Origin of the sequence: Paracoccus subflavus, assembly GCF_004310345.1 — a bacterium.
Classification (GTDB): domain Bacteria; phylum Pseudomonadota; class Alphaproteobacteria; order Rhodobacterales; family Rhodobacteraceae; genus Paracoccus; species Paracoccus subflavus.
Map to the genome: position 1 here is coordinate 333,578 of NZ_SISK01000002.1, position 19,227 is coordinate 352,804.

The 19,227-nt window shown below is 65.6% G+C and carries 19 protein-coding genes; all 19 read left to right on the forward strand.

Features of this window, described 5'->3' with window-relative positions:
- Nucleotides 1-3: 3 nt before the first annotated feature.
- The 19 genes from capA (at nucleotide 4) to EYE42_RS04860 (ending at nucleotide 19,218) form a co-directional block, all read left to right on the forward strand.
- Entirely contained in the window at nucleotides 4-2,082 is a 2,079-nt protein-coding gene (gene capA, locus EYE42_RS04770; RefSeq protein ID WP_130990161.1) for a caprolactamase subunit alpha, read from the forward strand.
- 12 nt (nucleotides 2,083-2,094) lie between these two features.
- Nucleotides 2,095-2,808 (forward strand): 5-oxoprolinase subunit PxpA, encoded by a 714-nt coding sequence (gene pxpA, locus EYE42_RS04775; protein ID WP_130990162.1) that lies wholly within the window; start codon nucleotides 2,095-2,097, stop codon nucleotides 2,806-2,808.
- A 29-nt stretch (nucleotides 2,809-2,837) separates the two neighbouring features.
- The gene (locus tag EYE42_RS04780; protein ID WP_130990163.1) at nucleotides 2,838-3,074 is read left to right on the forward strand and encodes an acetyl-CoA carboxylase; all 237 of its coding nucleotides are present in this window, start codon (nucleotides 2,838-2,840) and stop codon (nucleotides 3,072-3,074) included.
- Nucleotides 3,075-3,076: 2 nt separating this feature from the next.
- The gene (locus EYE42_RS04785; RefSeq protein ID WP_130990164.1) at nucleotides 3,077-4,459 is read left to right on the forward strand and encodes an acetyl-CoA carboxylase biotin carboxylase subunit; all 1,383 of its coding nucleotides are present in this window, start codon (nucleotides 3,077-3,079) and stop codon (nucleotides 4,457-4,459) included.
- Nucleotides 4,456-5,331, forward strand: coding sequence for a 5-oxoprolinase subunit B family protein (locus tag EYE42_RS04790; protein ID WP_130990165.1), 876 nt, complete (start codon nucleotides 4,456-4,458; stop codon nucleotides 5,329-5,331). The genes EYE42_RS04785 and EYE42_RS04790 overlap by 4 nt, the downstream gene beginning before the upstream one ends.
- Nucleotides 5,321-6,292 carry a 5-oxoprolinase subunit C family protein gene (locus EYE42_RS04795; RefSeq protein ID WP_130990166.1) on the forward strand — a complete coding sequence of 324 codons (972 nt, stop codon included), beginning with the start codon at nucleotides 5,321-5,323 and terminating at the stop codon, nucleotides 6,290-6,292. The genes EYE42_RS04790 and EYE42_RS04795 overlap by 11 nt, the downstream gene beginning before the upstream one ends.
- 126 nt (nucleotides 6,293-6,418) lie before the next feature.
- The gene (locus tag EYE42_RS04800; RefSeq protein WP_246020581.1) at nucleotides 6,419-7,588 is read left to right on the forward strand and encodes an ABC transporter substrate-binding protein; all 1,170 of its coding nucleotides are present in this window, start codon (nucleotides 6,419-6,421) and stop codon (nucleotides 7,586-7,588) included.
- Nucleotides 7,585-8,568 carry a GntR family transcriptional regulator gene (locus EYE42_RS04805; protein WP_130990168.1) on the forward strand — a complete coding sequence of 328 codons (984 nt, stop codon included), beginning with the start codon at nucleotides 7,585-7,587 and terminating at the stop codon, nucleotides 8,566-8,568. Before EYE42_RS04800 ends, EYE42_RS04805 begins: the two co-directional genes overlap by 4 nt.
- 233 nt (nucleotides 8,569-8,801) lie before the next feature.
- Complete coding sequence (locus EYE42_RS04810) at nucleotides 8,802-9,905, forward strand: ABC transporter ATP-binding protein (RefSeq protein WP_130990169.1); 1,104 nt, start codon at nucleotides 8,802-8,804, stop codon at nucleotides 9,903-9,905.
- Nucleotides 9,905-10,777: an ABC transporter permease gene (locus EYE42_RS04815; RefSeq protein WP_130990170.1), complete on the forward strand. Its 873-nt coding sequence runs from the start codon at nucleotides 9,905-9,907 to the stop codon at nucleotides 10,775-10,777. The genes EYE42_RS04810 and EYE42_RS04815 overlap by 1 nt, the downstream gene beginning before the upstream one ends.
- Nucleotides 10,778-10,780: 3 nt before the next feature.
- The gene (locus EYE42_RS04820) at nucleotides 10,781-11,632 is read left to right on the forward strand and encodes an ABC transporter permease (protein ID WP_130990171.1); all 852 of its coding nucleotides are present in this window, start codon (nucleotides 10,781-10,783) and stop codon (nucleotides 11,630-11,632) included.
- Nucleotides 11,629-12,360 (forward strand): SDR family NAD(P)-dependent oxidoreductase, encoded by a 732-nt coding sequence (locus EYE42_RS04825; protein ID WP_130990172.1) that lies wholly within the window; start codon nucleotides 11,629-11,631, stop codon nucleotides 12,358-12,360. Before EYE42_RS04820 ends, EYE42_RS04825 begins: the two co-directional genes overlap by 4 nt.
- Nucleotides 12,357-13,112 (forward strand): SDR family NAD(P)-dependent oxidoreductase, encoded by a 756-nt coding sequence (locus EYE42_RS04830; protein ID WP_130990173.1) that lies wholly within the window; start codon nucleotides 12,357-12,359, stop codon nucleotides 13,110-13,112. Before EYE42_RS04825 ends, EYE42_RS04830 begins: the two co-directional genes overlap by 4 nt.
- 63 nt (nucleotides 13,113-13,175) lie before the next feature.
- Nucleotides 13,176-14,399, forward strand: coding sequence for an ABC transporter substrate-binding protein (locus EYE42_RS04835; RefSeq protein ID WP_130990174.1), 1,224 nt, complete (start codon nucleotides 13,176-13,178; stop codon nucleotides 14,397-14,399).
- A 70-nt stretch (nucleotides 14,400-14,469) separates the two neighbouring features.
- The gene (locus EYE42_RS04840; RefSeq protein ID WP_130990175.1) at nucleotides 14,470-15,573 is read left to right on the forward strand and encodes an ABC transporter ATP-binding protein; all 1,104 of its coding nucleotides are present in this window, start codon (nucleotides 14,470-14,472) and stop codon (nucleotides 15,571-15,573) included.
- 7 nt (nucleotides 15,574-15,580) lie between these two features.
- Nucleotides 15,581-16,930, forward strand: coding sequence for an amidase (locus EYE42_RS04845; protein ID WP_130990176.1), 1,350 nt, complete (start codon nucleotides 15,581-15,583; stop codon nucleotides 16,928-16,930).
- 68 nt (nucleotides 16,931-16,998) lie between these two features.
- Nucleotides 16,999-17,901: a polysaccharide deacetylase family protein gene (locus EYE42_RS04850; RefSeq protein ID WP_130990177.1), complete on the forward strand. Its 903-nt coding sequence runs from the start codon at nucleotides 16,999-17,001 to the stop codon at nucleotides 17,899-17,901.
- A gap of 59 nt (nucleotides 17,902-17,960) precedes the next feature.
- Nucleotides 17,961-18,251 (forward strand): hypothetical protein, encoded by a 291-nt coding sequence (locus EYE42_RS04855; protein WP_130990178.1) that lies wholly within the window; start codon nucleotides 17,961-17,963, stop codon nucleotides 18,249-18,251.
- The gene (locus EYE42_RS04860) at nucleotides 18,244-19,218 is read left to right on the forward strand and encodes a CobW family GTP-binding protein (protein WP_130990179.1); all 975 of its coding nucleotides are present in this window, start codon (nucleotides 18,244-18,246) and stop codon (nucleotides 19,216-19,218) included. Before EYE42_RS04855 ends, EYE42_RS04860 begins: the two co-directional genes overlap by 8 nt.
- Nucleotides 19,219-19,227 lie beyond the last annotated feature (9 nt).

The following is a 19,227-nucleotide window of genomic DNA, read 5'->3' on the forward strand; positions in this document are numbered from 1 at the left end:
ATCATGCCGAACCAATATCGTCTGGGCATCGACGCCGGCGGCACTTTCACGGACTTCATCCTTGCCGACCGTGCGGGCGAAGTGCGCATCTTCAAGGCCCTGTCCACCCCGCAGGACCCGACGCAGGCCATCCGCAACGGCCTTGCCCTGATCGAAGAAGAGACCGGCATCAAGGCGCATGACATCGTGTCGAACGCCGATCTGTGCATCAACGGCACCACCGTCGGCCTGAACGCCCTGATCCAGCACAAGGGCGCGCGCACCGGCCTGATTGCCACGGCAGGCCACGAGGACAGTATCGAGATCCGCCTTGGCCACAAGGAAGACGGCTACCGCTACGATCCCGAATATCCGCCCGCGCGGATGCTGGTGCCGCGCTACCTGCGCCACGGCGTGCGCGAACGCGTGGTGTCGACCGGCGCCGTCCACACCCCCCTGCACGAAGAGGACGTCCGCGACGCCTGCCACCATTTCCTGCGCGAAGGGGTGGAATCCGTTGCCATCAGCTTCGTCTGGTCGGTGCTGCATGCCGAACACGAAGCCCGCGCCGCCGAAATCGTGCGCGAGATGATGCCCGGCGTGCGCCTGACGGTGGGCAGCCAGCTTTACCCGCAGGTGCGCGAATATACCCGCACCTCCACCGCCGTGGTGAACGCCTACCTCGCCCCCATCCTGTCGCGCTATGTCGAGGCGGTGGACGGCTATTTCCGCAGCCTCGGCGCCAAGAACCCGGTGCGCTACTTCCAGTCGAACGGCGGGCTTGCGCTGGGGTCGGTGGTCAGCGACCAGTCGGTCTATGCGATCAACTCCGGCCCCGCCTCGGCCCCGCAGGCCGCGCTCTATATCGGCGAGCCGTGGGACTTGCAGAACATCATCACCGTCGACATGGGCGGCACCTCCTTCGACATCACGCTGACGCGCGACGGGCGGGCCAATGTGTCGAAGAACATCGATTTCCTGCGCTACCGCATCGGTATCCCGATGATCCAGGTGGAAACGCTGGGTGCGGGCGGCGGTTCGATCGGCTGGATCGACAGCATGGGCCTGTTGCAGATGGGTCCGCAATCGGCAGGGTCGGAACCCGGCCCCGCCTGCTATGACCAAGGGGGCGACAAGCCCACCACGACGGATGCGAACCTCGTGCTGGGCTATCTGAACCCCGGCGGTCTGGTCGGCGGGCGCCTGCCGCTGGATGTCTCAAAGGCCCGCGCGGCGATCGACACCCACCTTGCCAAGCCGCTGGGCCTGACGGTCGAACAGGCCGCCTACGGCATGTTCACGATCGTCAACAACAACATGGTCAACGCCATCCGCCGTGTGTCTGTAGAACGGGGCTACGATCCGCGCGACTTCGTGCTGAACTGCGCGGGCGGCGCCACGGGCGCGCACATCACGGCGCTTGCGCGCGAGATGGGCATCCGTCGCGTCCTCGTGTCGAAGCTCGCCTCGGGGCTTTGTGCCTATGGGCAGATCATCTCGGACGTCAAATACAACTACATCGCCCCGGCGCCCGTGCGTCTGGAAGGAGCGGCGGCGGCCGAACGGCTCGACGGTCTCTTCCGCGGGCTCGAGGCGCGAGGCACCGCTGACCTCAAGGGCGACGGCTTCATCGAGGACCGGATCACCATCCGCCGCAGCCTAGACATGCGCTATGTCGGGCAGGTGCATGAATGCACCGTGGACGTCGACCCCTTCCCCCTGGACGAGGCGGCGCTAGAACGTCTGAAAGCCGCCTTCCATGCCCGCCACAAAGAGCTTTACACCTATTCAGAACCCGGCAGTATGGTCGAGGTGGTGAACGTCGAAAGCGCGATCTCGGGCCGGGTCGAGAAGCCGCGCCGCATGTTGATCGCGCCGGGCAAGGGCGCGGATGCCGCGCTTTTTGGCACGCGCGGGATGATCTTCTCGGCCGAAGGCGCGGAACGCCGGACGCCGGTGTATTCGGGCGAGTTGCTGGGGGCAGGCGACCGGATCGTCGGCCCCGCCGTGATCGAGGAAGTGACGACCACCATCGTGATCGAACCCGGCTGGACGGCCGAACTGGCGCCGTCGGGCGTTTATGTTCTCGATCATGCGGGCTGAGGGGGGCAAGGCATGACCATCATCAACTGCGACATGGGCGAAGGCTTCGGTCTTTACCGCATCGGCGATGACGAGGGGCTGATGCCGCTGATCGACGTGGCGAACGTCGCCTGCGGTTTCCACGCCTCGGATTTCAACCACATGCGGCGCACCGTGCAACTGGCCAAGCGTCACGGGGTCAAGGTGGGGGCGCATCCCTCGCTTCCCGACCTGCAGGGCTTCGGGCGACGCGAGATGAAGATCGGCCGCGACGAACTGCTCAACTGCATGATCTACCAGATTGGCGCGCTGAAGGGCTTCCTTCAGGCCGAAGGGATGGAGTTGAACCACATCAAGCCGCACGGGTCGCTTTACGGCATGGCCGCGCGGCTGGAAGAGGTGGCCCATGCCGTCGCAGATGTGGCCGACATCTTCCGCGTGCCGCTGTTCGGCATGGCGGGGACGCTGCATGAACAGGTCTACACCGCGCGCGGGCATGCCTTCGTGTCGGAATTCTACGCCGATCTCGACTACAACGATCAGGGCGGATTGATCATCACCCGCGAACATGCCGCGACCGACCCTGACGCCGCCGCTGCCGCCTGCCTGCGCGCCATGCGCGACGGCAAGGTGCGCAGCGTGGGCGGCGTCGACGTGCCAGTGCGTGCCGATGCCATCTGCGTACATTCCGACACCCCGAACGCGGTCGCCGTCGCGGCAGCCGTGCGCGCCGCGGTCAGAGCCTGACAAAACGGAAAAAAGACTGGGGAGATCCAATGACCAAGCAAATCCTTTCGCCGTTGCCCGGCACCTTCTACCGCAAGCCTACCCCTGATAAACCCGCCTTCAAGGAGGTGGGCGACAGCGTGGCCGTGGGCGATGTCATCGGCCTGATCGAGGTGATGAAATCCTTCAACGAGGTCGTGGCCGATCAGGCAGGCAGAATCACCGGATTTCCGGCCGATGACGAGGAACCGGTGATGGCGGGCCAGCCGCTGGTGGATCTGGCCTGAAGATGGCAATCCGGAAACTTCTGATAGCGAACCGGGGCGAGATCGCGGTCAGGATCATCCGTGCCGCGCGTGAACTGGGCATCCGCACCGTGCAGGTCCACAGCGCGGCGGATGCCGATAGCCTTGCCGTGCGTCTGGCCGACGAGGCGGTCCTGATCGGGCCGCCGGCGGCGTCGAAATCCTACCTGAACGTGGTTGCGATCCTTGATGCCGCGCGGGCGACCGGCGCGGATGCGGTGCATCCCGGTTACGGCTTTCTGGCCGAGAATGCGGATTTCGCAGATGCCGTGGAAGCGGCGGGGATGGTCTGGGTCGGCCCCAAGGGTGACGCGATCCGCGTGATGGGTGACAAGGTCGCCGCGCGCATTGCCGCCGAAGGGGCGGGGGTCCCGGTCGTGCCCGGCTCTGACGGGCGGGTGGATGAACCCGAACACGCTCGCACCATCGCGCTGGCCATCGGGTTTCCCGTGATGATCAAGGCCGTTGCGGGCGGGGGCGGGCGCGGCATCCGCATCGCCCATGACATGGAGGAATTCGAACGCCTGATGCCGCAGGCCAGCGCCGAGGCGAGGGCCGCCTTCGGCGATGGCGGGCTCTATCTGGAAAAGGTGATCGAACGCGCCCGCCATATCGAGGTACAGATCCTTGGCGACGGCACCCGCGCGGTGCATTGCTTCGAACGCGAATGTTCGCTGCAACGCCGCCGCCAGAAGGTCTGGGAGGAGGCGCCCTCTGCCGTGCTGCCGCAGGCGCTGCGCGAAAAACTCTGCGCCTCCGCCGTGGCCCTGGCCAAGACGGTGGGCTACCGCGGGGCGGGAACGCTTGAATACCTCTATGACGATGCCTCTGGTCATTTCTACTTCATCGAGATGAACACCCGCATCCAGGTCGAACATCCTGTGACCGAGATGGTGACCGGCATCGATCTGGTGCGCGAGATGATCCGCATCGCGGGGGGCGAACCCCTTCGCTACCGGCAAGAGGACATCGCGCTGCGCGGCCACGCGATCGAGGTCAGGATCAACGCTGAAGACCCCGCCCGCAACTTCCAGCCCGCGCCCGGCACGATCACCGGCCTTGCCGTTCCCGGCGGGATGGGGGTGCGCTTCGACACCATGCTCTATCAGGGCTACACGGTGCCGCCCTTCTACGACTCGCTTCTGGGCAAGCTGATCGTCTGGGACGAGGACCGCCCCGCCGCCATCGCCCGCATGGCCCGCGCGCTGCGCGAACTGGCTGTCGACGGACTGCCCACGACCAAACCCCTGCACCAGCTTCTGGCACGCGATCCCGACGTCGCCGCGGCCGCCTTCCATACCCGCTGGCTGGAGCCCTGGCTTGACCAGAACGCCCACCGGCTTGGCACAGAGGAGACCACGGAATGAAGACCAGATACTCCTTCGGTGGCGACGAGCACATCTTCGTGGAATGCGACGAGGAGATGTCCCTCGAAGCCTTCTTCAAGGGCATGTCGATCACCACCGCCCTGCGCGAGGCGCAGATAAAGGGCGTAACCGAGATCTGCCCCGCCAACGCCTCCTTCCAGGTGCGCTTCGACCCCGACGTAATCGCACCCGAGGCGATGCTATCGGAATTGAAGAAGCTCGAGGCTGCGGCGCAGGCCGCGCCATCGACGCTCGAGACGCGGATCATCGAGGTGCCGGTGTTCTACAATGACCCCTGGACGCACGAGACGGGCCAGCGCTTCCGCGAACGCCATCAAGACCCGACCTCGACCGACATCGAATACACCGCGCGGATCAATAATCTGGATGGGGTCGACGGCTTCGTCGCCACCCATTCCGGCGCGCCTTGGTTCGTGTCGATGGTGGGCTTTGTCGCGGGTCTGCCCTTCCTCTACCAGATGGTCGAACGCAAGCGGCAGATCCAGTCGCCGAAATACCTGCGCCCCCGCACCGACACGCCACGCCTGACGGTGGGCCATGGCGGCTGCTTCGGCTGCATCTATTCGGTGCGCGGCGCGGGCGGCTACCAGATGTTCGGCATCACGCCGATGCCCATCTACGACCCGACCCAGACCGTTCCCTACCTGCGTGACTTCATGTGCCTGTTCAAGCCGGGCGACATCGTGAAGTGGAAGCCGATCGACCACGCCGAATACGACCACACCGTGGCCGAGGTCGATGCCGGTCGCTGGATGCCGCGCATCGCGCCGGTCACCTTCTCGCTTTCGGAATTCCAGGCCGACATCGACGGCACCAACGCCCGCATCCTGGAGGCGCTCAATGGCCATTAACGTCATCAAGGCGGGCCTGTCGACCACCGTGCAGGACCTCGGCCGTCCCGGCTTTTACCACATCGGCATCCCCACCTCGGGCGGGATGGACATGCTCTCACTCGCCGCCGCGAACTTGCTAGTGGGCAACACGGCGGGGGATGCGGTGCTGGAAGCCGTGTTTATGGGGCCGGAACTGGAATTCACCGTCGACGCAACCGTCGCCGTGACGGGCGCCGACATGCCGCCCAAGGTGGACGGCGTGGAACAGGCCACATGGACATCCTTCCGCGTGAAGAAGGGGCAGGTCCTGTCCTTCGGCTTCCTCAAGTCCGGAGCGCGGGCCTACATCGCCGTCTCAGGCGGGATCGACGTGCCGGTCGTGCTGGGGTCGCGCTCGACCTACACGCTGGGCGCGCTGGGGGGCCATCACGGCCGCAAGCTGGACGCGGGCGATGTCCTGCCGGTCGGGCAGGGCAGGGGCGCCGCCGAAGGCCGCACCCTGCCCGATGGGCTGCGCCGCAAGCACGGGATGCCCGCCGAACTGCGCATGCTTCCCGGCCTCTACTGGCACCGCATCACCGAAGCCGCGGGGGAACGCTTCTTCGAGGACACGTGGAAGGTCGCGCCCGAGGCGGACCGGATCGGCTACCGCTTCAAGGCGGGTCACCCGCTGGAATTCGTGCCACGCGAACAGCCCTTCGGCGCGGGGTCCGACCCTTCGAACATCGTCGACGCCTGCTACCCCTACGGATCGGTGCAGGTGCCCGGCGGGACCGAACCCATCGTCTTGCATCGTGACGCCGTCTCCGGTGGCGGCTATTTCATGGTTGGGACAGTCATCTCGGCCGACATGGACCTGATCGGGCAGTTGCAGCCGCACACGCCCACCCGGTTCGTAAAGGTCACGATGGAAGAGGCGTTGGCCGCGCGGGCCGATCGCCGCAAGGTGCTGGACGGTATCGCTGCGGGATTGGCCTGACGGCAGGTGTGACACAGGCGCGGGCGACCGTCCGCCCGTGCCCGACACATGCGAGGGACGATGTACATTACCGCAGACCAGACGCAGCATGCCGCGCCGCCGACTGTGAAACGGCGGCGGCTTCGAGTGTTGGGGACCTCCATCACGCTGCTGCCCCCGGTGCGCGAACGCGCGCGGGCCGATCTGGGCTTCGACATCGACTTCACGGAACTCAATTTCCTTGACTGCCAGCGTCAGGCAGCGATGGAGCCGCAGGGCTACGACGTCTATGAACAGTGCTTTCACAACCTCGACATCGTCTGGTTCTGGGGGGCGCTGCAACCCATTGAAATCGCGCGCATTCGGGAATGGGACAACATCTCGGACCTGGTGAAGCTGGGCGGCGTGTCGAAATATGCCGGCCGAGGGCGGGGCGACGCGCCGGTCAAGAAACTGTACATCCAGCCCGGCGGGTTTCTGGGATCGAAGCCGTCGCGCCATGTCAGCATGCTGCCCACCGTCCACAACATGGACAGCTTCGGCTATGACGCGCGCGTCTTCGGCGCGGGGCTGGATGCGCGGCCAAGCTGGGGATGGCTTCTGGACCGCCGCGCCAAAGGGCGCATCGCGCTCGTCGATGAACCCGCCATCGGCTTCTTCGATGCGGCCCTTGCGGCGGAAGCCTCGGGCGAACTGGAATTCGCCGATATCGGCAACATGACGATCGACGAGATCAGCGCGCTGATGAAGCTTCTGGAACGCAAGCGCGTCGAGGGGTTCTTCTGCGGCACATGGCGCGGCGGTGACGAGGCGGCGATGCTGGTCGAACAGGGCAGCGTCGCGGTTCAGAGCATGTGGTCGCCCGTCTATGGCAAGCTCCGCGGGGCCGGATCGCATTTCATCGAGGCGGCGCCCGTCGAAGGCTACCGCGCCTGGCATGGCGGGGCGAGCCTGTCGTACCACCTGCAGGGCGCCGAACTCGACATGGCCTACGAATATCTCAACTGGTGGCTTTCGGGATTTGCCGGTGCGGTCATGGCGCGGCAGGGCTACTACATCTCGAACCCCTCGCGAGCGCGCGATTACCTGTCCGCCGAGGAATGGGCTTACTGGTATGACGGCGCCCCCGCCGCGCGCGATCTGGCCGGACCCGACGGTGACATCGTCGTGCCCGCGGGCAGCCGCAGGGCAGGGGGGCCCTATACCGACCGCGCCCGCCGGATCGTGATCTGGAACACGGTCATGGACGAATACAACTACGCCGCCCGCGCATGGGACCGCTTCGTCCGCCGCGTCACGGAAGGGGTGGAGGCATGATCCGCTCGTCCAATCCGCTGGCGCAGGAACCGCGCTACGAACTGATCGCCCGTGTGCTGCGCGACAACATCCACTCCGGCACACTGCCCGACGGTTTCGTCCTGCTGGAGGGGCCGATCGCCGCCGTGATGCAGACCAGCCGCATGCCGGTGCAGACGGCGCTCAGGCAGTTGCTGGACGAAGGGCTTGTCCACCGCTTTGACGGGCGGGGCTATCTCGTGGGGCGTGGCGGCAACGGCATCGTCCCGCTGCGCCGCGACATCCGTGACTTCGACCTGACCATCCCGCCCCTTGTCGACGACGCGCTGCAGACCCGCAACACATGGCGCCATGTCTATGACGAGGTGGAGGAAGAGGTCGCCTCCTGCCAGATCTTCGGCGAATTCCGAATCGTGGAAACCGAGCTAGCCGAACATCTGGGCGTCAGCCGCACGGTCGTGCGCGACGTGCTGGCGCGCCTGCAGGAACGCGGGCTGATTCGGAAAAGCCCGACATCGCACTGGATCGCCGGCCCCCTCACCGCGCGAACGGTGCGCGAGAAGTTCGAACTGCGCGGCATCATCGAACCCGCCGCCCTGCGCCTTGCCGCCCCGCATATCCGTTATGCCGAGGTGGAGGCGTTCCTGGACCGGATCGGTCACGATCCCACGATCACACCCGAGGAACTAGGCGACGCGCTGCTTGAACATTGCATCGCGCAGGCACCAAACACAGCGCTGGTCGAGATGATCCGCAGTAACCGCCTGCTTCTGTCGGCGGTGGACCGGGCGCTGATCCGTCTCGGCCTGCCGAGGGACGAGGACACGATCGAGCAATACCAGACCCTCTTTGACTTAATTTCCCGCCATCCAATTGATTCTGCTTGCGAATATCTTCGGGATCACCTGTCGATTACGGCGCGGCGCTATCTGGCGCGCATGAAGATCGTGGCCGTCATCCCCAAAGCGGGTGCCTTTGCCCCTTATCTTAGCCCGCAGTAAAACGAATATTGCGTACTGATGTATAAACTTTCCGCCGCGCGGCTTTGCGGGGTGCCGCATTTTTTGGCGCGTTAATGCCTTTTATTGCTGAAATTATACCGTAACGCGCAATTTGTTATGTCGTTGACAGGTAGGGAAACTAGCTGTGTTATACGAAGTACAGTTTTTGCAAAGCGAACGACTCGGCGTCCGGCTGTAACTGGAAAGACCTAGGAACAAAGGGGCGGCCTCGAATGCGGCCCCGCACCACGGGTGAGGTAGATTTGGACACGTCGGTCTTCAGACTGGACGGCGTCACCAAGCGCTATGGCGATTTGGTCGCGCTGGACAATGCAACGCTCGACGCGGGCGAGAACGAGTACATCTCGTTCCTTGGGCCGTCCGGTTCGGGCAAGACGACGCTCTTGCGTGTCATCGCGGGCTTCGAGGCGCCCGAGGCGGGGCGCGTCTTCTTTAACGGCAAGGACATCACGAACCTGCCCGCGCATGAACGCGGCATCGGCTTCGTCTTTCAGAACTTCGCCCTCTTTCCCCACCTCTCGGTCATCCAGAACGTGAGCTTTGGCCTGACCCATGGCAAATCCGGCCTCAACGCGGCCGAGATCGAGCGTCGCAGCCTCGAGATGATCGAAATCGTGGGCCTGTCGGGCATGCAAGGCCGCGGTGTCGACCAGATCTCGGGCGGGCAGCGCCAGCGCGTGGCCCTTGCCCGCACGCTGACCATGCAGCCCAAGCTCGTGCTGCTGGATGAACCGCTCGGCGCGCTCGACGCCAACCTGCGCGGGCGGATGCGCAACGAATTGCGCGCGATCCGCGAACGGCTGGGCGTGACCTTCGTGCACGTCACGGGCAGCGAGACCGAGGCGCTTGCTATGGGCGATCGCGTGGTCGTGCTGGACCGCGGCCGCATCATCCAGATCGGGACCCCCGGCGAAGTCTACGGCAGCCCCGCTTCACCGGACGTGGCCCACTTCCTGAACCGTTTCAACCTGTTCGAGGGCAAGTTGGCGAAGGGCACCTTCACCGGCCCCTTCGGCGCCGTGCCGGCCGCCCATGCCGTCCGCTCCGACCGCGACATCTATGCCGTCCGCTACGACCGCATGCAGGCGGTCGATCCGTCGGCGCCCGTCTCGGGCCCCGCGATCCGCGCGCGCTTCGTCGCTTCCGAATATCTCGGCTCCTCGGTGATGAACTTCTTCGAAGCCGGCGACGGCCACGTGATTGAGATGGAGCACCATCTCAGCCTCGGCGCGCCGCAGACCTTTGAACCCCGGCAGGACTACCTGCTGACCTGGAATCCCGAACAGGCCATCGTCTTCGGCCGCGAGGTGGCGTGATGAGCGGAACCGTGACCATCGAAAAGCGCCAGTCGCGCACCACCCGCTGGCTACTGGCGCCCGGTATCATCTGGATGTCGCTCTTCCTCGTGCTGCCGATCCTAATGATCGTCTATGTCTCGTTCTGGACGCAGACGACCTTCAACATCTCGCCCGAGCCGACGCTGGCCAGCTGGAAGCTCTTCTTCTCGTCCGACACCTATACCGGCGCGCTCTGGACGACGATCCGCATCTGGCTGATCGTGCTGGCCTGCACCTTTGTCGTGGGTTATCCGACCGCGCTCTTCGTCGGGCTCTTCATCAAGTCCAAGACGCTTTCCACGATCCTTCTGGTGATCTGCGTCATTCCCTTCTGGACCTCGTTCCTGATCCGCGTGCTGGCCTGGCGCCCGATGCTGGGCAAGGAAGGCGCGATCAACATCGTCCTGCAGAAGCTGGGCATCATCCAGCAGCCGATCGAGGTGCTGCTGTTCACCGAACTCTCGGTCATCATCGGCATGACGCAGATCTACTGCGTGTTTATGGTCGGCCCCATCGCCTTCATGCTGAGCCGGATCGACCGCAACATCATCGAGGCGGCGCGCGATCTAGGCGCGGGCTTCGGCCGCATCTTCTGGAAGATCATCTTCCCACTGTCGCTTCCGGGCGTCGTCGTTGGCGCCATCTTCGTCTCTGTCATGGTGCTGGGCGAATTCGCGACCTCGGGCGCTCTCTCGGGCCGCAAGGTGAATCTTCTGGGCAACATCATCATCACGCAGGTCGGTTCGCTGAAATGGGCCATGGCCTCGGTCGTGGGGGTGATCCTAACCATCGTGATGGGCTTTGTGATCGCGGGCTTCCTGCGCATCGTCGACCTGAAGCGGGAGCTCTGATCCATGGAATCGCGTATCCTGAAACCCGCGCTCGGCCTTTACGTCGCGCTATTCCTTCTGTTCCTCTACGGCCCCTTCGTGGTGCTGACGATCATCTCCTTCCAGCAGGGGCCGGAGGGCGGGCCGCAATTCCCGATCATCGAATGGTCCACCTACTGGTACCGTCACATCTTCGGCCTGACCCCGCCCTCGCGCATCGCGCCGCTGCCCTTCGGCGAGGCGCTGCTGCGCTCGCTCACGCTGGCCTTCATGACCATGGTCGTCTCGACCGTGCTGGGCGTGATGTCGGCGCAGGCCTTCCGGCGCAAGTTCAAGGGATCGGGCGCCGTCTTCTACCTTATCGTGCTGGGCATGATGGTGCCGGGGGTGCTGACGGGGCTGGGCGTGTCGCTGCTGGCCAACAACATCATTGGGATCGAACGGCACTGGTACACGACCGCCTTCGCGACCCATGTCGCCTATACTTTCCCTTTCGCCTTCCTCGTGATGCTCGCGATCCTGAACCGCTTCGACTCGTCGGTCGAGGAGGCGTCCTGGTCGCTGGGCGTCGATCCCTGGACGACCTTCCGCAAGGTGACCTTCCCGCTGATCTTCCCGGGCGTGCTGTCTGCGATGCTCTTCGCCTTCACGCTGTCGCTGGATGAATTCCCCCGCACGCTCTTTGCCTCGGGACGCGACCAGACGCTGCCCTTGGCAATCTACGGCACCTTCGCGGTCGAGATCCACCCCAACATCTTCGCCTTCGGGGTGCTGACCACGCTCTTCTCCTTCGCGCTCTTGTCGGTCTACGGCATCCTGATGGCTATGTCCGTGCGCCGCGCCAAGAAGATGGCGATGCAGGAGGACATCGAATGACCAGCGCCGGAACGGTCATCGTCACCGGCGCGGGGTCGGGCATCGGGCGGGCCATCGCGCTGCGCCTCGCGGCGGACGGCTACCGCGTGATGGTCAACGACTTCCGCGCCGCCGCCGCCGCCGCCGTCGCGGCCGAAATCGGCGCCCATGGAAAAAGCTGCGACGGCGACGTCTCGGACGAGGCGGACGTGGCCGCCATCGTCGCGGCGACAGAAGCCGCCTTTGGACCGGTCACGCATCTGGTCAACAACGCGGGCCATGTCCAGCAGGGCCGGTTCGAAACCCTGACGCCCGCCGATTTCGACCGCATGATCGCGGTCCACCTGCGCGGCACCTTCCTCTGCACGCAGGCGGTGATGGGCGGAATGCTGGCGCGCCGCGCGGGCGTCGTGGTCAACATCGCCTCGCAACTCGGCCAGATCGGCGGGGTGGAGCTTGTCCATTACTCCGCCGCCAAGGCCGGGATCATCGGCCTGACCAAGGCGCTTGCGCGCGAGGTGTCGTCGCAGGGCGTGCGCGTCAATGCGGTCGCCCCCGGCCCGATCAACACCCCCCTCGTGCGCAGCCTGTCCGAGGACTGGCAGCGCGCCAAGGCCGCCGAACTGCCGCTGGGCCGCTTCGGCGAACCCGAAGAGGTGGCGGCGACTGTGTCCTTCCTCTGCTCCCCCGGCGCGTCGCTGTTCGTCGGCCAGACGCTGGGCCCTAATTCCGGAGATGTGATGCTATGACCGAAACCTGCCTCATCACCGGCGCCGGCATCGGCATCGGCCGCGCAAGCGCGAAGGCCTTCGCCGCCGCAGGCTACCATGTCGTCGTCACCGACGTGCTGGATGCCGAAGGCCAATCCTGCGTGGACGAGATCAGGGCCGCGGGCGGCAGTGCCGAATACCACCGCCTCGACGTCCGCTCGACCGAGGCCGCCGACGCGCTGGTCGCCCGGATCGAAGCCGAACGCGGCGGCATCGACGTGATCGTCGCCAATGCAGGCATCGCCCACAAGGTGCCGCTGCCCGCCTTGACGGACGAGAAGTGGGACCACACCTTCGACATCGACCTGAAGGGCATCTTCCGCGTCATCCGCCCCGCGCTGGCTGGGATGAAGTCGCGCCGGAAGGGTTCGGTCATCGCGCTCTCCTCCATAATGGGCGTCGCCTATGGCTGGTACGAACACGTCCACTACTCCGCCGCCAAGGCGGGGGTCGTGGGCCTCGTGCGCGGGCTTGCGGTCGAACTGGCGCGCGACGGCATCCGCGTGAACGGCGTGGCGCCGGGCTACATCCGCACCGCGCAGCTTCTGTCGAAAGAGAATTCGCTCGGTCCCGAAGGGGCGGCCAAAGCCGGCGAGTTCATCCCCATAGGACGGATCGGCGAACCCGAGGACGTCGCCGACGTCGTTCTGTTCCTAGCATCCAACGGCGCCCGATACATGACCGGACAGGTCGTGGTCGTGGACGGAGGATTGCTCGTCGGGCGCTACTGACGCGCGGCGGGGCAAGAAGAAGAAAACGTCAACCAACAGACGATAAAACAGGAGGTACGACCAATGAATACTCAGTCGCTATCGCGGCGGCGGTTCATGCAGGGAACTGCAGGTTCCGTCGTGCTCGCCGGGGTGGGCATGCCCTTCCTCGGCGCGCAACAGGCCTTCGCGGCCGACCTGTCGCAGCAGGAACTGCGCACCGTGGGCCTGTCGGTCACCGTGCAGGAACGCATCCTGAACGACTTCAAGGCCGCCTCGGGCGTCAAGGCGGTGTCGGGCAAGGCCGACATCTTCCCCAACACCCAGACCGAACTGCTGTCGGGCTCCACCGCCTATGATTGCTGGGAAACCATCGCGGAACGCCTGCCGTCGATCGTGCAGACCGACCTCGTGGCGCCGATCCCGACCGCCTCGCTAAAGAACTGGACGGGCGTGGGCGAATCCTTCCTGAAGGCCAGCGAGAAGTGGGAACCGCGTGCCCAGATCGTCGGCCAGATCTGGAACGACGAAAGCCAGACCGCGCTGAACATGGTGCCGACGGTCTACAACTTCGACTCCATCGGCTTCCGGCCCGACCTCGTGGACGCCGAAGAGGCGGCGATGTGGTCCTCGCTCTTCGATCCGAAGTTCAAGGGCAAGACCGGCCTCAACGTCGACCCGCTCATCGCCTTCGGTCAGGCCATCATGGCCATGAACGAGATGGGCATGCTCGAGGTGCCGAACCCCGGCAACCCTGACGCGGCGGCCATCGAGGAAGCGGCGAAGTTCCTGATCGCCAAGAAGAAGGAAGGGCAGTTCCGCGCCCTCTGGGGTGACTTCGGCGAACTCGTCAACCTGATGGCCTCGGGCGAGATGATCCTGGCCGACGCCTGGCAGCCGGCCGTCATGGCGGTCAAGGCGCAGGGCGTGCAGTGCTCCTACGCCACGATGAAGAACGGCTATCGCGGCTGGGCGATCGGCGTGTCGGCACTCAAATCCTCGCCAAACTTCGATGCGGTCGTAGCCTATGCCGACTACTGGCTGTCGGGTCCCCCGGCGGTCGCGGTGTCGGAACAGGGCTACTACTCGCCCAACGACAAGGTGAAGGCCATCATGGCGCCTGAGAAGTACGCCTTCTGGTACGAGGGCGCGCCGTGGGTCGGCGCCGAAGAGCGCGGGATCAAGGAAGGCGACCTGCGCGATGGCGGGTCGCTCGCAACCCGTGCGGCCAACGTCGCCTACTGGCACCAGTGGCCGGATGAATACGACCTGCTGATGCAGAAGTGGGACGAATTCCTGTCGGCCTGACCTGTCCAAGAACGTGGCCGGGGCATCAGCCCCGACCGCACCACAGACCCGAATAACCGAGGACCCTCCAGTGGCGTATGACCTGCAGCTTTCGCATATCGGCAAGGTATACGATAACGGCACCCCCGCCGTGATCGACTTCAACCTTGACGTCGACAAGGGAGAGTTCATCGCCTTCCTCGGCCCGTCGGGCTGCGGCAAGACCACGACCCTGCGGATGATCGCAGGCTTTGAATCCATCACCTCGGGCGACCTGCTGATCCGCGGCAAGCGGGTGAACGACCTGCAGCCGGAAAAGCGCCCCACCTCGATGATCTTCCAGAACTACGCGCTCTTCCCGCACATGACGGTGCGCCAGAACGTGATGTTCGGGCTCGAGATCAAGCAGCTTCCGCAGGCCGAAGCGAAGCGCAAGGTCGACCGCATCCTTGACAAGCTGGGCCTGTCGGACGTGGCCGACATCCGCCCGACCCGCCTTTCCGGCGGCCAGCGGCAGCGCATCGCGCTGGCCCGATCGCTGGTGGTGGAACCTGACATCCTGCTTCTCGACGAACCCCTGGGCGCGCTGGATGCGAACCTTCGCAAGTCGATCCAGAACGAACTGAAACTGCTGCAGCGCGATCTCGGCATCACCTTCGTCTTCGTCACCCATGCCCAGTCCGAAGCGCTGGCCCTGTCCGACCGGATCGTCGTGATGAACGCGGGCCGCGTCGAACAGATCAGCCCCCCGCGCGAGCTTTACACCCGGCCGCAAAGCATCTTCGTCGCGCGCTTCATCGGGGCGAACACGCTGATTTCGGGCAATGTCAAATCCGTCTCGGCCGATCTCGTGACGGTCGACACCGCCTTCGGCCCCCTGACCGCCGAGATGCCCGCCGTGGCGCCCGCGCCGGGCCGCCCCGCCTCGGTCGTCCTTCCAGCCGAAGCGATGCACGTCCTGCCCGCCACCATGCCCGAGGCCGAGATCCGTGCCAATCACGGCAGCAACATGGTCCCCTGCACCGTCACGCGGCTGCAACTCGTGGGCCATATCCTGCAGATCGGTCTCGTGCTGCCGAACGGTGAGGCGGTGTCAATCGAAGGCCATGTTGACAAGTATCGCGACAGTCTGTCGACCGGCAGCGCCGCCGTCGTCGCATGGCATCCCGCCAATGCGACGCTAATCGCCCAGTAGGCCCACCATGGTGATCCAGACCGCCAGCGAACTCGCGCAGGGGCTGCGCGACGGTCGTATCGACCCCCTCGACCTTCTGGCCGAGGTCTTCGACCGCATGGCCGCACATGGAGATGCGGCGCTCTTCATCCGCAAGACCCGTCCCCGCGCCGAGGCCGAGGCCCGCGCCGCCCGCGAAAGGCTGCGCGCAGGTCTGCCCGCCAGCCTGCTCGACGGCGTGCCGCTGGCGTGGAAGGATCTGTTCGATCTGAAAGGCAGCATCACCACCGCCGGGTCCGAGGTGCTGCGGGACGCAGCCCCCGCCACGGCGGATGCCGATCTGGTCGCCGCCGGGGCGCGAGCGGGGCTGGTGTCGGTCGGCACCGTGAACATGACCGAGTTCGCTTATTCGGGCATCGGTCTGAACCCCCATTACGGCACGCCCCGCAACCCCCGTGACGGGGCGGTGCACCGTTCGCCCGGCGGGTCATCGTCGGGCAGCGGGGCGGTGGTTGCGGCGTGCATCGTGCCCCTGTCCATCGGCACCGACACGGGCGGGTCGATCCGCATTCCCGCCGCCTTTAACGGCGTCGTGGGCTACAAGACATCGACGGGCCATTACCCGATGGGCGGCGTCTTCCCGCTGTCCCCGACGCTCGATACGCTCGGCCCGTTGGCGCCGACGGTCGCGGATTGCGTTCTGGCCGATGCCGCCCTGCGCGGCCTGCGCGCCCCCGACGCGACCCCCGCCGATCCGGCATCGCTCGACCTTGTCATCCCCGACGTGGTGATGTTCGACGACCTCGACCCCGCGGTGGCTGCGGCCTTCGACGCGACCGTGACGCGCATTGCCGCGGCGGGCGCCCGCATCCGCCGCATCGCGCTGCCTGAACTGCGCGAGACGTCTGACATCATCGCCCGCCTCGGCCCCATGACCTCGGTCGAGGCAAAGCTGGTCCATCGCGACCGGCTCGATACCCCTGACGAGGCGCGGATCGATCCCCGCGTCGTGCGCCGCATCCGCATGGCCGACCGCATGACCGCCGTCGACCTGTGGGAACTCCAGACACACCGCCGCCGCCTGATCGCACAGGTGAACGACCGTCTGGCCGGTGCGATCCTGATTTGCCCCACCACCCCCAGCGTGGCCATGCCCATCGCCCCGCTCGAAGCGGATGTGGAGGTCTTCTTCCACCACAACTTCCGCACGCTCAGGAACACCGCGCTCGGCAACTTCCTCGACTGGTGCGGGCTTTCCGTGCCGAACGGCGCGGATGGCGACGGCATGCCCACGGGGCTGATGATGTGCGCCCCGCATGGCCGCGACAGGCACATACTTTCCGCCGGACTGGCGCTGGAGACGGCGATCCGCGGCTGAGACGCGACTTAACCCGCGACAGGAGAAGCCCTGCCGCAACCACAAAAGGCAACAGAAGGACTACACGAATGGCAAAGAAGATTATGTGCGCCTTCGGCACCGACATCGACTCGGTGGCGGGCTGGATCGGTTCCTATGGTGGCGGCGACAGCCCGTCGGACATCCAGCGCGGCATCTTCGCGACCGAGGTGGGCGTGCCGCGCCTCCTGCGCCTGTTCAAGAAATACGACCTCAAGACCTCGTTCTTCATCCCCGGCCACTCGCTGGAAACCTTCCCAAAAGAGATGGAGATGATCGTCAAGGACGGTCACGAGGTGGGCGCCCACGGCTACCTGCACGAAAACCCGATCGCCATGACGCCGACGCAAGAGGAAGACGTCCTCGTCAAGTCGATCGAACTGATCAAGAACCTGACTGGTCAGGCCCCGCGCGGCTATGTGGCGCCCTGGTGGGAAATGTCGAATTCGACCGCCGCGCTTCTGCTGAAACACGGCTTCACCTATGACCATTCGCAGGGCTACCGCGACTTCCAGCCCTTCTACGCGCGCGTGGGCGATAGCTGGAATACCATCGACTATTCCAAATCCGCCAAGGACTGGATGCATCCCCTGAAGCACGGCACGGAAATCGACCTCGTCGATATCGCGGCCAACTGGTATGTCGACGACCTGCCGCCCATGATGTTCATTAAGAAGTCGCCCAACAGCCACGGCTTCGTGAACCCTCGCGACATCGAGGAGCTGTGGCGCGACCAGTTCGACTGGGTCTACCGCGAGATGGACTACGCGGTCTTCGCCTTCACCATCCACCCGGATGTGGCGGGCCGCCCGCAGGTGTTGCTGATGCTGGAACGCCTTATCGAATACATCTCGACGCATTCGGGCGTGGAATGGGCGACGTTCGAGGACATCGCAAACGACTTCCGCAAGCGCTATCCCTTCGCCAGCGGCAAGCGTCCCGAAGTGATCTGACACCGCGACACGCCGGGGGGGCCCTGCGCCCCCCGGTCATTCCGACGAGGGCCTGACCGATGTGTAACGCCTGCGGAAACCCCGCCGCCCCCGGCCACTGGACCGAAGCCGGCGCCGCCACGCCGGGTGACAGACTGCGCGCGCGCTTTCATCGCGCGGCCCTGTTGAATTCCGTGCTGAAACCCTATGGCCTGTCCGCCCATGACGGCGGCGTCGTGCCCGGCATACAGGTCGGCACCCTGTCGGGCGCGCAGACCATTGTCCACACCCTCGATGACCTCTGGGCCGAGGCGGAGCGTCTGGCCGGACGGCCCATCGACCCGCTCGATCCACAGTATCTGGATGACTGATACCCGCCTTCGACTGACGATCCTTGGGGGCTATCTGGGATCGGGCAAGACCACTTGGCTGCGCCACCAGCTGCATGTCGGCGCCTTTGGGCCGCGCGTGCATGTCGTGGTGAACGAAGCCGCCGAAGTGCCCGTCGACGATGCCCTGCTGGCCGGGGCCGAGGGGATGACACTGCTGTCGGGCGGCTGCTGTTGCTGCGTCGGGCGCGATGACCTGACCGCCGCGCTTCGCGACCTGTGCGATGCCCGCAGCCGCCTGTCCGCCGATGCGCTGCGGCTGGAACGCATTGTGCTGGAAACCAGCGGTCTGGCCGATCCCGGCGCCATCGTGCAGGCGATCCAGTCCGATCCGGTGCTGATCAACCACATCGTCGTCGATGAAACCACCGTCGCGGTCGATGCCCTGCACGCGCTGGCGCAACTGGCGACCGAACCGCTGGGGCGGCGTCAGGTGGGCGCGGCAGACCGGATGATCCTGACCAAGACCGATGCCTCCGATCCCGCGGCACTGGCCACCCTGCGCGCGACGCTGGCCACGCTGAACGGCCATGCCGCGGTATCCGCCGCCGTTCTGGGCGATGCCGTGGCGCTGCCCCCGCTACCCGCTGATGCCGCGCCAGCAACCCTGCCGCCACTCGGCCCCGAGGATGCGCGCGGCCCGATCCGGCCCACGCAGGTCGCCATCCCCGAAGGGCTGGACTGGTCCGCCTTCACGCTGTGGCTGTCGGCGCTGCTGTATGCGCGCGGCGACGATCTGGTCCGCGTCAAGGGTGTCGTACGCACGCCTGCCGGGCGGCTTTTGTTGCAAACCGTGCGCAAGGTCGTGCAATCCCCCGAAATCCTGCCCGAACAGGGCGACGCGCGCAGCGACAACATGATCGTCTTCATCGGGCGCGGCTACCGGCCCGAGGATCTGGGCCGGTCGATGCACCGCTTCCTGGGCCTGCCCGTCCCCACCCAACCTTGACGGAGTCAG

Coding starts and splice junctions, on each gene's coding strand:
- capA (WP_130990161.1), top strand. CDS start 4: ATGCCGAACCAATATCGTCTGGGCATCGACGCCGGCGGCACTTTCACG.
- EYE42_RS04780 (WP_130990163.1), top strand. CDS start 2,838: ATGACCAAGCAAATCCTTTCGCCGTTGCCCGGCACCTTCTACCGCAAG.
- EYE42_RS04810 (WP_130990169.1), top strand. CDS start 8,802: ATGCGGCCCCGCACCACGGGTGAGGTAGATTTGGACACGTCGGTCTTC.
- pxpA (WP_130990162.1), top strand. CDS start 2,095: ATGACCATCATCAACTGCGACATGGGCGAAGGCTTCGGTCTTTACCGC.
- EYE42_RS04845 (WP_130990176.1), top strand. CDS start 15,581: ATGGTGATCCAGACCGCCAGCGAACTCGCGCAGGGGCTGCGCGACGGT.
- EYE42_RS04785 (WP_130990164.1), top strand. CDS start 3,077: ATGGCAATCCGGAAACTTCTGATAGCGAACCGGGGCGAGATCGCGGTC.
- EYE42_RS04805 (WP_130990168.1), top strand. CDS start 7,585: ATGATCCGCTCGTCCAATCCGCTGGCGCAGGAACCGCGCTACGAACTG.
- EYE42_RS04830 (WP_130990173.1), top strand. CDS start 12,357: ATGACCGAAACCTGCCTCATCACCGGCGCCGGCATCGGCATCGGCCGC.
- EYE42_RS04815 (WP_130990170.1), top strand. CDS start 9,905: ATGAGCGGAACCGTGACCATCGAAAAGCGCCAGTCGCGCACCACCCGC.
- EYE42_RS04855 (WP_130990178.1), top strand. CDS start 17,961: ATGTGTAACGCCTGCGGAAACCCCGCCGCCCCCGGCCACTGGACCGAA.
- EYE42_RS04850 (WP_130990177.1), top strand. CDS start 16,999: ATGGCAAAGAAGATTATGTGCGCCTTCGGCACCGACATCGACTCGGTG.
- EYE42_RS04860 (WP_130990179.1), top strand. CDS start 18,244: ATGACTGATACCCGCCTTCGACTGACGATCCTTGGGGGCTATCTGGGA.
- EYE42_RS04795 (WP_130990166.1), top strand. CDS start 5,321: ATGGCCATTAACGTCATCAAGGCGGGCCTGTCGACCACCGTGCAGGAC.
- EYE42_RS04835 (WP_130990174.1), top strand. CDS start 13,176: ATGAATACTCAGTCGCTATCGCGGCGGCGGTTCATGCAGGGAACTGCA.
- EYE42_RS04825 (WP_130990172.1), top strand. CDS start 11,629: ATGACCAGCGCCGGAACGGTCATCGTCACCGGCGCGGGGTCGGGCATC.
- EYE42_RS04790 (WP_130990165.1), top strand. CDS start 4,456: ATGAAGACCAGATACTCCTTCGGTGGCGACGAGCACATCTTCGTGGAA.
- EYE42_RS04820 (WP_130990171.1), top strand. CDS start 10,781: ATGGAATCGCGTATCCTGAAACCCGCGCTCGGCCTTTACGTCGCGCTA.